The organism is Thioalkalivibrio sp. ALE21 (assembly GCF_003208255.1).
Taxonomy (GTDB): Bacteria; Pseudomonadota; Gammaproteobacteria; order Ectothiorhodospirales; family Ectothiorhodospiraceae; genus Thioalkalivibrio; species Thioalkalivibrio halophilus.
Genome location: NZ_QKMA01000002.1, coordinates 18,968 through 31,955 on the forward strand (window position 1 = coordinate 18,968; position 12,988 = coordinate 31,955).

12 protein-coding genes are annotated in these 12,988 nt (G+C 68.1%); 9 read left to right on the top strand and 3 right to left on the bottom strand.

Features of this window, described 5'->3' with window-relative positions; translation table 11 throughout:
* The first annotated feature begins 6 nt into the window (after positions 1–6).
* The 9 genes from uppS (at position 7) to lpxA (ending at position 9,438) form a co-directional block, all read left to right on the top strand.
* Positions 7–762, top strand: coding sequence for a polyprenyl diphosphate synthase (gene uppS, locus D893_RS01750; protein WP_018947799.1), 756 nt, complete (start codon positions 7–9; stop codon positions 760–762).
* On the top strand, positions 755–1,582 hold the full coding sequence (locus tag D893_RS01755; RefSeq protein ID WP_026289062.1) for a phosphatidate cytidylyltransferase: 828 nt from the start codon (positions 755–757) through the stop codon (positions 1,580–1,582). Before uppS ends, D893_RS01755 begins: the two co-directional genes overlap by 8 nt.
* 40 nt (positions 1,583–1,622) lie before the next feature.
* Positions 1,623–2,825 (top strand): 1-deoxy-D-xylulose-5-phosphate reductoisomerase, encoded by a 1,203-nt coding sequence (gene ispC / locus D893_RS01760; protein ID WP_110619017.1) that lies wholly within the window; start codon positions 1,623–1,625, stop codon positions 2,823–2,825.
* A complete protein-coding gene (rseP, locus tag D893_RS01765) occupies positions 2,822–4,186 on the top strand; it encodes an RIP metalloprotease RseP (RefSeq protein ID WP_018947802.1) in 1,365 nt (454 codons plus the stop codon). Before ispC ends, rseP begins: the two co-directional genes overlap by 4 nt.
* A 39-nt stretch (positions 4,187–4,225) precedes the next feature.
* Entirely contained in the window at positions 4,226–6,559 is a 2,334-nt protein-coding gene (gene bamA / locus D893_RS01770; RefSeq protein ID WP_110619018.1) for an outer membrane protein assembly factor BamA, read from the top strand.
* A 55-nt stretch (positions 6,560–6,614) separates the two neighbouring features.
* A complete protein-coding gene (locus tag D893_RS01775) occupies positions 6,615–7,130 on the top strand; it encodes an OmpH family outer membrane protein (protein WP_110619019.1) in 516 nt (171 codons plus the stop codon).
* Complete coding sequence (gene lpxD, locus D893_RS01780) at positions 7,123–8,139, top strand: UDP-3-O-(3-hydroxymyristoyl)glucosamine N-acyltransferase (RefSeq protein WP_110619020.1); 1,017 nt, start codon at positions 7,123–7,125, stop codon at positions 8,137–8,139. The genes D893_RS01775 and lpxD overlap by 8 nt, the downstream gene beginning before the upstream one ends.
* Positions 8,140–8,200: 61 nt before the next feature.
* On the top strand, positions 8,201–8,659 hold the full coding sequence (fabZ, locus tag D893_RS01785; RefSeq protein ID WP_018947806.1) for a 3-hydroxyacyl-ACP dehydratase FabZ: 459 nt from the start codon (positions 8,201–8,203) through the stop codon (positions 8,657–8,659).
* A complete protein-coding gene (gene lpxA / locus D893_RS01790; protein ID WP_018947807.1) occupies positions 8,656–9,438 on the top strand; it encodes an acyl-ACP--UDP-N-acetylglucosamine O-acyltransferase in 783 nt (260 codons plus the stop codon). The genes fabZ and lpxA overlap by 4 nt, the downstream gene beginning before the upstream one ends.
* Before the next feature lie 133 nt (positions 9,439–9,571).
* On the opposite strand, the gene lpxB is transcribed toward lpxA, so the two are convergent.
* The 3 genes from lpxB to D893_RS01805 are packed head-to-tail and all read right to left on the bottom strand — an operon-like array spanning position 9,572 to position 12,871.
* On the bottom strand, positions 9,572–10,753 hold the full coding sequence (gene lpxB / locus D893_RS01795) for a lipid-A-disaccharide synthase (RefSeq protein WP_110619021.1): 1,182 nt from the start codon (positions 10,751–10,753) through the stop codon (positions 9,572–9,574).
* Positions 10,750–11,847 (bottom strand): DegT/DnrJ/EryC1/StrS family aminotransferase, encoded by a 1,098-nt coding sequence (locus D893_RS01800; protein WP_018947809.1) that lies wholly within the window; start codon positions 11,845–11,847, stop codon positions 10,750–10,752. Before D893_RS01800 ends, lpxB begins: the two co-directional genes overlap by 4 nt.
* A gap of 37 nt (positions 11,848–11,884) precedes the next feature.
* Positions 11,885–12,871, bottom strand: coding sequence for a Gfo/Idh/MocA family oxidoreductase (locus tag D893_RS01805; RefSeq protein WP_018947810.1), 987 nt, complete (start codon positions 12,869–12,871; stop codon positions 11,885–11,887).
* Between the last annotated feature and the right edge of the window lie 117 nt (positions 12,872–12,988).

The window sequence follows — 12,988 nt, forward strand, 5'->3', positions numbered from 1 at the left end:
CCGATCATGCCGGATCCGCACCCGAACATGGCCGCCGATGCCGAGCTGCCCGCCCATGTGGCGGTGATCATGGACGGTAATGGCCGCTGGGCCGAGGCGCGGGGTGAGCCGCGGGCTGCCGGGCACCGCGAAGGTCTCGGCGCCACGCGCGAGGCCGTGCGTTATTTTGGTGAACAGGGGATCACCGCGCTGACCCTGTTTGCCTTCAGCAGCGAGAACTGGCGCCGCCCGCGGGAAGAAGTGGAGGCCCTGTTCGAGCTTTTTGTCTCCGCCATCGAGGGCGAACTCCCGGAACTGCTGGAGCGCGGCGTGAAACTGCGCTTCATCGGCGAGCGCGCGCGTTTCCCCGAGGAGCTGCAGCAACGCATGCAGGAAGCCGAGCGCCGGACCGCTGATAACCGGGGGCTGGAACTGGTGATCGCGCTGGGTTACGGCGGGCGCTGGGACATGCAGCAGGCGGCGCTGCGCTGGGCGCGCGAGCAGGGTGACGGCGCGCGCAGTGACGACGAGGCCGGTCTGGAACGCTACCTCAGTACCGCGGGCCTGCCCGACGTGGATCTGCTGATCCGGACCGGCGGCGAGCGGCGGATCAGCAACTTTCTGCTATGGCAGGCGGCGTACGCCGAACTGCTTTTTGTCGATACCCTGTGGCCGGAAATGGCTCGGGATGACTTTTCCGCCGCGCTCGAGTGGTACGCCGGACGTCAGCGTCGGTTCGGCGGTGTTCCCGCCGCGCAGGGCGAGGCCGAGGCGGATGCTTAAACAGCGAGTGATTACGGCCAGTGCCCTGGGATTGCCGGCACTGGCGCTGATTGCCTGGGGCCCGGCGTGGGCGGTGCTGATCCTGGTCGCCGCGACCCTGGGCCTGGCGGCCTGGGAATGGGGCGTTCTGGCACAGCTCCGGGGGGGCGCAATGCTGGTTCCCTGGACCGCCCTGGTGATGGCCGGGATCGCACTGCCGACGCTGGCCGGCAGTGCGCACCTGGAGCTGACGGGGGTGATCCTCGGGGTGGCGCTGTGGGCGGCAGCGGCCTTTGCACTGCCGTTCTATCACGCGGATACCGCGTCGGAGTCGCTCTGGCGACCCTTGCTGCGCGTCAGTGGCCTGTTGATGGTCATGGCGGCAGGGGTCGCCATTCTCGCGCTGCACCGAATCGAGCCGCTGCTGGTGGTCTATCTGATCGTGATGATCGGGCTGGCGGATACCGGGGCCTATTTCGCGGGTCGGCGCTTCGGACGTACTGCGATGGCGCCCGAGATCAGTCCCGGGAAGACCCGCGAGGGCCTGATGGGGGGCATGGGCCTGGTATTCGTGTTCGCGGTGATCGTGGCCGTGGCCGCCGACCTGGATCCGATGGAGGCCCTCCCGTTCGTGCTGCTGTCCATGGTGACGGGGCTGATCTCCGTGGTGGGCGATCTGTTCGAAAGCATTCTCAAGCGCCGGGCCGGGGCCAAGGACAGCGGTTCCTTGCTGCCGGGGCACGGCGGTATTCTGGATCGCGTGGACAGCCATCTTGCGGCCGCGCCAGTGCTGGCGGGCGGGTTGTACTGGCTGCAGCTGTGGCCGGTGCCCGCCACCTGAACGTGCCAGGGCATAACGCCCCGACCTCCGGGAGCATTCCATGAACAAGCAACAGATCACCATCCTTGGCTCCACCGGTTCCATCGGACTGAGCACCCTGGACGTGGTGGCGCGGCAGCCGGAACGCTTCTCGGTCTACGCGCTGACCGCATATCGCAATGTCGAGCGGATGGAGGCGCAATGCCTGCAGTATCGCCCGCGGGTGGCGGTGATGGGGGAACCGGAGGCGGCGGAGAGCCTGCGCGACCGACTGGCCGCGGCCGGCTGCGAGACCAAGGTGCGGGGCGGTATGGAGGCACTGGTCGAGGTCTGTCGCGCGCCCGAGGTGGATGCGGTGATGGCGGCGATCGTCGGCGCCGCGGGCCTGCTGCCGACCCTGGCGGCGGCGGAGCACGGCAAGCGGGTGCTGCTGGCCAACAAGGAAGCGCTGGTGATGTCGGGTGCGCTGCTGATGGATGCGGTCGGGCGCTCGGGGGCGCGGCTGCTGCCGATCGATTCGGAACACAACGCGATCTTCCAGTGCCTGCCCAATGGCTACACCTGCGCCGACCCGGTAAGCCCGCACGGGGCCAGCCGGATCTGGCTGACGGCTTCCGGCGGGCCGTTTCGCGAGCGCTCGCTGGAGACCTTTGGCGAGATCACCCCGGACGAGGCCTGCGCTCACCCGAACTGGGACATGGGCCGCAAGATCTCGGTCGACTCGGCCACGATGATGAACAAGGGGCTGGAGCTGGTCGAGGCCTGTTGGCTGTTCGCGGTGCCGCCGTCGAGTATCCAGGTGGTGCTGCATCCGCAGAGTATCGTGCACTCGATGGTGGCGTATGAAGACGGTTCGGTGCTGGCGCAGATGGGCAACCCCGACATGCGCACGCCGATCGCCCATGCGCTGGCCTGGCCGGAACGCATGTCCTCCGGTGTACAGGCACTGGACCTGCTCAGCATGGGGGCGCTGGAATTCTCCGAGCCCTGCGAGACCCGTTATCCGGCCCTGCGCCTGGCGCAGCGCGCGCTGGAGAAGGGCGGCACGGCCACCGCGGTGCTGAACGCCGCCAACGAGGTCGCGGTGGAGGCCTTCCTCGCGGGCGAGCTGGCCTTTGACGCGATCCCGGCCCTGATCGAGGCGACCCTGGAGGGGGTGGAGGCGGAACCCGCGGGCACGCTGGAAGTCGTACTGGGTGCCGACGCGCGGGCGAGAGCGCACGCGCGGGACTGGCTGGACATGCGGAGGCGTGAAGCGGTGTGACGGGATTTCTGACCAGTCTGCTGGCCTTTGTCGTGGCGATCGGGGTGCTCGTCACGGTGCACGAGTACGGCCATTTTCTGGCGGCCCGCCTGATGGGGGTGAAGGTCCTGCGTTTTTCCGTGGGCTTCGGACGGCCGTTGTGGTCGCGGCGTTTCGGACGTGACCGGACCGAATTCGCGATCGCCTCCATCCCCCTGGGCGGCTATGTGAAGATGCTCGACGGTCGCGAGGGCGAGGTGCCGCCGGGCGAGGAACACCGGGCGTTCGATCGCCAGGGACTGGGGGCGAGGACCTTCGTCGTGTCCGCCGGCCCTGCGGCGAACTTCCTGCTGGCGATCGCGGTGTTCGCGGTGATGTTCATGATCGGCGTGGGTGGCGTGCGCCCGGTGGTGGGCGAGATCACCCCGGGATCGCCGGCCGCGGAAGCGGGCCTGGAGCGCGGCGAGGAGATCGTGCGCATTGCCGGGCGCGAGGTCGGGGACTGGGAACAGGCCAATCTGCGGCTGCTTGACCACGCGGTGCGTGGTGATACGGTGCCGCTGGTGGTTCGCGATGCCGACGGCCGCGAGGTCGAACGCCGTCTGGATCTGTCGGCCCGCGCGGAGCTTCTGGGCGAGGGCCAGTTCCTTGATCGCCTGGGCGTGGCGCCGTTCCGGCCGCAGCTGGAGCCCGTGATCGGCCAGGTCGAATCCGGCTCGCCGGCCGATCGCGCCGGGCTGCAGACCGGGGACCGGGTGGTCGCGATGAACGGCGACAGCGTCGCCGGCTGGAATGCCTGGGTCGAGCGGATCCGGGCCAGCGCCGGGAGCGAGCTGTCCGTCACGCTGGAACGTGACGGGACGCGGCGACAGGTGACGCTGACCCCCGAGCCGGTGGAGGCCGAAGAGGGTACCATCGGGCGGATCGGGGCCGGCGTGGATCCGGATCAGCCGGCGATGCGCGAGCTGAGCGTGATCGTGCGCCAGGGGCCGGTGGAAGCCATCGGCTCCGGTGCGGTGCGGACCTGGGAGGTCACGACCCTGACCCTCGGGATCCTCTGGCGCATGGTGACCGGCGAGGCCTCGGTCAAAAATATCAGCGGACCGGTTACCATAGCCGAGTTTGCCGGCACGTCCGCGGTCATCGGGATATCTGCCTTCCTCGGGTTTCTCGGGATCGTCAGCGTGTCGCTGGGGATTATCAATCTGCTGCCCATACCGATGCTCGACGGCGGGCACCTGCTGTACTACGCGGCGGAAGCCGTGAAGGGCAGCCCGGTGTCGGAAAAGACCCAGATCGTGGGCCAGCAGATCGGGTTGCTGATGATCGCGGCATTGATGATCCTCGCCTTCTACAACGACTTGACACGGTTGTTCGGCTGACCGGAAACGGTACCGGACGCCCTCCACTTGGCGGACAGCATGGCGCGACAAAGCTTGAAAGGATGGGCCCTGCTCGGCCTGGTGACCCTCGCGGGGCCGGCCTGGGGGCAGGCCTATCAGATCGAGGACATCGAGATCGAAGGGCTGGAACGTATTACCGCGGGGACGGCCCTGAGCTATCTTCCGGTGGAGGTGGGGGACACCTTCGACGACAGCCAGACGCCGGAAGTGATCCGCGAGCTGTTCCGCACCGGCTTCTTCGACGACGTGGAGCTCGCCCGCCGCGGCGACGTGCTGGTGGTGATCGTTTCCGAACGGCCAGCGATCAACGAGATCCGCTTCTCCGGGAACAACGACATCCCCGACGAGGCGCTGGAGGAGGCGCTGGAATCGGTGGGCCTGCGCAGCGGGCGGGTGTTCAACCGTACCCTGCTGGAGCGCATCGAGAACGAGATCCGCGAACAGTATTTCGCCCGCGGACGCTACAACGTGCGGATCGACGTCGACATCGTCGATCTTGCGCGCAACCGGGTGGATGTCGACATCGACATTACGGAAGGGCCGCAGGCGAAGATCCGTGGCGTGAACCTGGTCGGCAACCAGGCGTTCGATGACGGTGACCTCAAGGGTGATTTCGAATCGGGGGTCCCGCGCTGGTGGCAGTTCTTCTCCAGCCGCGACGACTATTCCCGGGAGAAGCTCTCCGGCGACCTCGAGACCCTGCGCTCGCACTACCTGGATTCCGGCTTTCTCGAGTTCGACGTGGATTCCACCCAGGTCACGCTGTCGCCCAATCGCGAAGACCTGTTCATTACCATCAACGTGGACGAGGGCGAGCCCTACACCCTGACGGGGACCTCGCTGGCCGGTGACTTCGTGATTCCGGAGGAGGAACTGGAGAGCCTGATCGAGGTGGATCTGGGCGCGCCGTTCTCGCGCAGCCAGGTCACCGAGTCGGCGGAGCGCATGGCGGAACGCCTGGAGCGCGAGGGTTATGCCTTTGCCAACGTCAATCCGGTGCCGGATGTCGACGAGGACAACCGGGAGGTCACGGTGACGTTCTTCGTGGATCCCGGCCCCCGGGTGTACGTACGGCGGATCAACATCTCCGGCAACGAGAACACCCAGGAGAGCGTCTACCGCCGCGAGCTGCGGCAGATGGAGTCCTCCTGGTACAACGGGGCGCTGATCGAGCGCTCGCGGATCCGGCTGCAGCGGCTGCCGTTCGTTGCCAGCGCGAACGTGGAGACGCGGCGCGTGCCGGGCTCGGACGACGAGGTCGATCTCGACATCAGCGTGACCGAACGCCAGTCCGGCGCGCTGTCGATCGGCGCCGGGTATTCGCAGAACCAGGGGCTGCTGCTGTCCGGCTCGATATCGCAGGACAACTTCCTCGGCACCGGCAACCGGTTTTCCACGGAGATCAGTACCTCCGACGTGAACCGGGTGTTCCGCATGGACCTGACCAATCCGCATTACACGCCGGCCGGGGCCAGCCGCGGGTTCTCGGTGTTCTACCGCGAGGTGGACGCCGAAGCGGCGAACATCTCGCGCTATTCCACCGACCGCTACGGCTTCAACGTGACCTACGGGATCCCGCTGTCGGAGGTGGATCGGGTGCGCATCCGGCCGGGATTCGAGCACATCGAGGTCAATACCGTGGACCACACCGGCGGACGCACGGGTACGCCGGAGGAAATCCGTGACGAACTGGACGAGTTCGGCGACACGGCCAACCTGGTCAAGCTGGAAACCAGCTACATCCACGACACCCGCGACTCCACCACCTTCGCCAGCGAGGGCCGGCGGCACCGGATCGGGATGGAGCTGGCGATTCCCGGCAGCGATCGCGAGTTCTACAAGCTGACCTATTCCGGCGAGGAGCTGTTCCGCCTGAGCGAGCGCTTCAGCTTCTCCGTTTCCGGCGGCATCGGTTACGGCGACGGGTTCGGCAGCGACGAACTGCCGTTCTTCGAACGGTTCTTTGCCGGCGGGATCCAGTCGGTGCGCGGCTACGAGGACAACCGTCTGGGTGACCTGCGGCCGCTGCGCAACGGGCAGCCGGCCACGCGCGACAGCAACGATGATCCCTATGGCGGGCGCCTGCGGACCACGGTGTCCGGCGAGCTGTTCTTCCCGGCCCCGTTCGCCGCGGATAACGATGCGATCCGCATGAGTACCTTCGTGGACGCCGGCAACGTGTTCAACGAGCCGGGCGATTTCGACGTGGGCGAGCTGCGCGCGGCGGCGGGACTGGCGCTGACCTGGTTCTCGCCGGTGGGGCCGCTGAGCTTCAGTGTGGCCGAGCCGCTGAACGACGAGCCCGGTGACGATACTCAGAGTTTCCAGTTCCAGCTGGGAGCGGGTTTCTGAGAGCGGCGGACACGGCAGCAACAATCACGGGGGCGGCAATGCCCCGGGAGGCGGCATGAAGGCCTGGATAACGGCCGGTATCGGGGTCGCGCTGGTGGTGGCGGGCTGGACGGCAGTGCCCGCGCTGGCCGGGGCGCAGACCGTGGGGTATGTGACCATGAACCGGATCCTCGAGGATTCGCCGCAAGCGGAACAGGCGATGCGCGAGCTGGAGGAGGAATTCTCCCCGCGCGATTCCGAGCTGGTGGCCGAACGTGAGGAACTGCAGCGGCTGCGCGATCGCCTGGAGCGCGAGGGCGACATGATGGATCCGTCCGAACGGGCCGCGCTGGAACGCGAGTTCTCGGCGCGTTCGCGCGAATTCCGGCGCGCCCAGGAGAGCTTTTCCGAAGACCTCAACGTGCGTCGCAACGAGGAACTGTCGCGCCTGCAGCGGCGCATCAACGACGCGATCGCCGAGCTGGCGCGCGAGCGCGACATTGACGTGATCCTGACCGAGCGCAACGTGCTCTACGCCTCGGATCGCGTGGACATCACCGACGACGTGCTGGCCGCGATGCAGCGTGAGTGATCCGGACGGCATCGAGACCGCGGCCCTGGCGCGTCGGGTCGGGGGCGAGCTGGAGGGCGACGGTGCGCGGCGTATCCGCGGACTGGCCTCCCCGGCGCGTGCGGCACCGGATCAGCTGGCATTCGTGGTGCGCGCCGATGCATTGCCGGACGGGCTGGCGGATTCGCGCGCCGGGGCCCTGCTGATTCCCGCCGATCTGCCTGCCGCGGTTCTGCCGGCGGGGGCGGTGCGCATCCGCGTGGCGGCGGTTTATCCGGCCTATGCGCGCGTGAGCCAGATGCTGGCCGCAACGCGCCGCGCGCGTGAGCCGGGCATTGCGCCTTCGGCGGTTGTCGATCCGTCGGCACGGGTCGATCCCGCCGCGACGGTCGCTGCCGGCGCGGTCATTGGCGCGGGTGCCCGCCTGGAATCCGGTGCCGTGGTGGAGGCGCAGGCCCATGTCGGCCGCGACGCGGTGATCGGCGCGGGCAGCTTCCTGCATCCCGGCGTGCGCGTACTCGACGGCGTGGTGCTGGGCGAGCGCTGTCTGGTGCACGCCGGCACGGTCATCGGGGCCGACGGTTTCGGCTTCGCGCCGGAAGACGGCACCTGGCTCAAGATCGAGCAGCTCGGCGCTGTCCGGGTCGGCAGCGACGTGGAGATCGGGGCCAACTGCACGGTCGACCGCGGGGCCGTGGAAGATACCCGGATTGGTGAAGGCGTGAAGATCGACAACCTTGTTCATGTTGCCCATAACGTCGAGATTGGAGACCATACGGCCATCGCCGGCTGTGTCGGAATCGCCGGCAGCGCCCGTATCGGTCGTCACTGCGCCATTGGTGGAGGGGCGGGGATCCTCGGCCATCTGAGCATTGCCGATCACGTGACGATCCACGCGATGACACTGGTTACGCGCAGCATCGATCATGCCGGGCACTACGCCTCGGGTGTTCCGCACCAGGAGGCCCGCCTGTGGAACCGGACCCTGGCCCGTCTGCGGCGCATGGGTCGGCGCGCGCGCGACACATAAAAAGCAGGGCATCCGGCGGCCCGGCACGACAATACCCTAACAAGAACACAGGATACGCCCCGTGGATGCCCTCGACGTTCAGCAGATCATGCAGTACCTCCCCCATCGATACCCGTTCCTCATGGTGGATCGGGTGGTGGAGTGCGAACCCGGCGAGCATCTGGTCGGGCTGAAGAACGTCAGCATCAACGAGCCGTTCTTTCAGGGGCATTTCCCGGTCAAGCCGGTGATGCCGGGGGTACTGATCCTCGAGGCCCTGGCCCAGGCGACCGGGCTGCTGGCCTTCAAGACCGAGGAGGCGCGCGGCGTCAATCAGGACAAGCAGCAGCTCTACCTGTTCGTGGGCATCGACCAGGCGCGTTTCCGCCGCCAGGTGGTGCCCGGCGATCAGCTGGATCTGCGGGTGGAGCTGACGCGCACGGTGCGCGGGATCTGGCGCTTCGATGCCGAGGCGAAGGTAGGCGACGAGATCTGCGCCACCGCTGAACTGATGTGTGCGGGCAAGGAAATCGACGCGTGATCGATTCGCGGGCGGACATCCATCCGAGCGCCGAGCTCGACAGCTCGGTGGAAGTCGGACCGTTCTCGGTGATCGGCCCGAACGTGCGCATCGGCGCGGGGACCCGAGTCGGGCCGCACGTGGTGATCAACGGTCCGACCGAAATCGGCCGCGACAACCGTATCTTCCAGTTCTCCTCGATCGGCGAGGAGCCCCAGGATACCAGCTATCGCGGTGAGCCGACCCGGCTGGTGATCGGCGACCGCAACGTGATCCGCGAGTCGGTGACCCTCAGCCGCGGCACCGCCAAGGGGCTGGGCGAGACGGTGATCGGCCATGACAACCTGATCATGGCCTATGTGCACATCGCCCACGACTGCACCATCGGCAACGAGATCATCTTCTCCAATGCCACCTCGCTGGCCGGCCACGTGGAGATCCACGACAAGGCCACCCTGGGCGGCTTTACCCTGGTGCACCAGTTCTGCCGCGTGGGGACCTTCGCGTTCACCAGCATGGGCTCGGCGCTCAACCGCGACCTGCCGCCGTACTGTCTGGCCAGCGGTAACTATGCGCGGCTGATCGGCATCAACAAGGTGGGGCTGCGCCGCAACGGTTTCAGCGACGTGGCGATCCAGGGGCTGCACCGGGTGTTCATCCGCGGCATGCGCGGACGGGCCGGGCGCGAATCCCATCTCGACGCGATGCTGGCGGAGACCGATATCCCCGAGGTGCGCGACCTGATCCACTTCGTCCAGGGATCGCGGCGCGGCATCCTGCGGGGTGGTCGCCAGCACTGATCGCGGTTTTCGCGCGTAAGCGCGCTCCTGCAGGGGTACCGCATGGGGCGCACGGGGCATTTGTCGGGTTCCGGCATGCAGGGGCGGCCCTGGTCGCGAACCAGGGGCAAACGCGCCGAGCCCGCACGGGGCGTCAGTCGGCGGGCAGCAGGTGTCCGTGCTCCAGCATCTCGGCGGCCGCTGCGGCCACGCGGCGATCGGCGCCGCCGTCGCCCAGTCTTTCCCGTACCCGTGACAGGCGCTCGCGCATCGCTTCCAGGCGTTCCGGTTCCCGCAGCAGGGCGTCCGCATCCTCGGCGAGGCGTTGCGGCGTCGCGTCGTGCTGCAGGTATTCGGGGACGACCCCTTCCTCGGCGACGATGTTGACCAGAGCGATGTGCTCCAGGTGCACCAGCCGGCGGAACACCAGATGCGACACGGCCCCCATGCGGTAGAACACCAGCATCGGGGCGCGCAGCAGGCCGGCTTCCAGGGTCGCGGTGCCTGACGCGGTGAGCAGGAGGTCGGCATCCGCCATGATCGCGTGGGTCCCGTCCTCTTCACCGACATAGTCCAGTGGCGGCTCGCTGCCGGGCTCCCCGCCCGCGGCGGGTGAGGCGGCCAGCCCGGCGAGGCGCTCCGCGGTGACACCGGGGGCGAGGCCCACCGCGAAGCGCAGATCCGGATGTCGATGGTGCAGGCGGCGGGCGGTTTCCAGCAGCAGGGGCCAGTGGCGCTTGAGCTCGCCGCCGCGACTGCCCGGCAGCAGGCCGATTACGCGGGTGTCCGGTGCGACGCCCAGGCGTTCGCGCAGGGGTGGTTCCGGCGCCTGCACGTGGTCAACGAGGGGGTTGCCGACGTAGCGTACCGGCACGCCGGCGCGTTCGTAGATGGCGGTCTCGAACGGGAACAGCACGGCCATGGCATCCACGTAGCGGCGGATGCGGCGGATGCGGCCGCTGCGCCAGGCCCACAGCTGGGGGCTGACGTAGAACAGCACCGGGATGCCCAGGCGTTTGGCGTGCGCGGCCAGGCGCAGGTTGAATTCGACGTAGTCGACCAGCACCAGCAGCGCGGGGCGGGTGGTCTCGAGATGGTCGCACATGCGGCGGAACAGCCGCCGCAGGCGGGGGTAGTTGACCAGTACGTCGACCAGCCCGACCACCGCCAGTTCTTCCACGTCGATGCGGGTGTCCACGCCGGCGGCGCGCATGCGTTCGCCGCCCATCCCGGAGAAATGCAGGTCGTCCGCGTGGCCGGCGAGTTCCCGCACCAGCCCCGCCCCCAGGGCATCGCCGGAGCTCTCGCCGGCGCAGACGACCACCTCGCGGGTCATGTCAGGGAAACACGGATCCGTTCGACGATGCGGTCGACCTGCGCGTCTTCCAGTTCGGGGAAGATCGGCAGGGACAGGCAGCGCGCGGCCACCGATTCGGTCACCGGCAGGGATTCGGGCTCGCCGTCGGGCTCTGCGAACGCCTTCTGCTGGTGCAGCGGCACCGGGTAGTAGATCGCGTTGGCGATGCCGTCCTCGGTCAGGGCAGGCATCAGCGCGTCGCGGTGATCGGTCAGCAGGGTGTACTGGTGGTAGACGTGCAGGCCGATGCCGTCCTCGTGCGGGGTCTCCAGCGGCAAGCCTTTGAGGCCCTCGCTGTAGCGTGCGGCCACGCGCCGGCGCTCGGCGTTGTAGTGGTCGATGTGCGGCAGTTTGCAGCGCAGGATGGCGGCCTGCATCTCGTCCAGGCGCGAGTTGTAGCCGATCTCGTCGTGGTAGTAGCGCTGGCTGGAGCCGTGGTTGCGCAGGCGGCGCAGGGCCTCGGCCGAGGACGGGCAGGAGGTGGTGACCAGTCCGCCGTCGCCGAACGCGCCGAGGTTCTTGCTGGGGAAGAAGCTGAATGCCCCGAACGCGGTGGTGGAGCCGGTCTGCGCGCCGTCGATGCTGGCGCCGAAGGACTGCGCGCAGTCCTCGATCACCATCAGCTTGTGGCGCTCGGCGATCTCGCGGATGCGCGGCAGGTCGGCCGGCTGGCCGAACAGATGCACCGGGAGGATGGCGCGGGTACGCGGGCTGATGGCCGGCTCGATCTGCTCCGGATCCAGATTGAAGGTCCGCGGGTCGATGTCCACGAATACCGGCTCGGCGCCCAGGTAACGGATCGCCTCGGCGGTGGCGATGAAGGTGAAGGGCGTGGTGATAACCTCGTCGCCCGGACCGATGCCCGCGGCATGCAGGGCCAGCTGCAGGGCGTCGGTGCCGGATGCGCAGGTGATGGCGTGTTCCACGCCGAGGTAGTCGGCCAGCTCCTCTTCCAGGGCCTGGACGTTGGGTCCGAGGATGAAACGGGCGCCGGTGAGGACTTCCTGCAGGGCGGCATCGATCTCGGTGCGCAGCGTCTGGTACTGACGCTGCAGGTCGACCATGGGGATCACGGGCGGGCTCCTGTTGCCGTTTTCGGGAATGGAGAAATCAAAGGGACGAGTGCGGGCCGTCGGCGCGGCCCATCACGTTGAGATTGGCCTGCACCAGTTCGGTGATGCGGCTGGCGGTCTCCAGCGCGCGCTGGCCGTCGCGGCCGCTGACCAGCACCGGGGCCTGGCCGCGCGCGGCGGCGACGAAGGCGCGGATCTCGGCCAGCAGCGCATCGGCTTCGTCGAATACGCGCTCGTCGCGGTGGATCTCGGGCGCGCCGGTCTCGGGATCGACGTCGCCCAGGTGGTTGAACGACAGAATCCGGTTCTGGAAGTCTACCGAGGCATAGGCATGCGACTGGAAGATGCGCATGCGCCGCTCGGATTTGGTGCTGATGCGGCTGGAGGTGACGTTGGCCACGCAGCCGTTCTCGAACTCCAGGCGCGCATTGGCGATGTCGATGTCGCCGGTCAGGACCCGGGCGCCGGAAGCACGGATCTCGGCCAGTGGTGAGTCGACCAGCGCCAGGATGATGTCGATGTCGTGGATCATCAGGTCCAGCACCACCGAGACGTCGGTGGCGCGCGGCTTGTACGGCGCCAGCCGGTGCGACTCGATGAAACGCGGGTGCAGCGGATTCTCGGCCAGCTGGCGCAGGGCGGCGTTGAAACGCTCCAGATGCCCGACCTGCAGTACCACGCCGCGCTCCTCGGCGAGGCGGTTGAGTGCCTCGGCTTCGTCCAGGGTGGCGGTGATGGGCTTTTCCACCAATACGTGGCAGCCGGCGTCGAGGAAGTCGCGGGCGATCGCGTAGTGCAGGGTGGTGGGCGCGGCGATGGAGACCGCGTCCACCCGGCCGATCAGCGCGCGGTGGTCGGTTTCGGCGGCGCAGCCGTGTTCTTCGGCGACGCGCCGGGCGGTTTCGGGGTCGGCATCGGCCACCGCCACCAGTTCGGTATCGGGGAGGGCCGCGTATTTCGCCGCATGCCAGCGGCCGAGGTGGCCAACACCAATGGCGGCGCAGCGCAGGGGATTCTGAGACATGGTCGGGATGCTCGGTCCGGAGGGGGCTGTGCTAGGATTTCGGCGCTATTGTAACGGATCCCCCGGGTGGCGTGCGGGCCATGGGCCGGGGGATTGCGCGCGAACGGCGGGAGCGGC

Excerpts from the sequence above, each read along its gene's own strand:
- uppS (WP_018947799.1), top strand. The coding sequence starts at position 7 with ATGCCGGATCCGCACCCGAACATGGCCGCCGATGCCGAGCTGCCCGCC.
- D893_RS01755 (WP_026289062.1), top strand. The coding sequence starts at position 755 with ATGCTTAAACAGCGAGTGATTACGGCCAGTGCCCTGGGATTGCCGGCA.
- ispC (WP_110619017.1), top strand. The coding sequence starts at position 1,623 with ATGAACAAGCAACAGATCACCATCCTTGGCTCCACCGGTTCCATCGGA.
- bamA (WP_110619018.1), top strand. The coding sequence starts at position 4,226 with ATGGCGCGACAAAGCTTGAAAGGATGGGCCCTGCTCGGCCTGGTGACC.
- D893_RS01775 (WP_110619019.1), top strand. The coding sequence starts at position 6,615 with ATGAAGGCCTGGATAACGGCCGGTATCGGGGTCGCGCTGGTGGTGGCG.
- lpxB (WP_110619021.1), bottom strand. The coding sequence starts at position 10,753 with ATGACCCGCGAGGTGGTCGTCTGCGCCGGCGAGAGCTCCGGCGATGCC.
- D893_RS01805 (WP_018947810.1), bottom strand. The coding sequence starts at position 12,871 with ATGTCTCAGAATCCCCTGCGCTGCGCCGCCATTGGTGTTGGCCACCTC.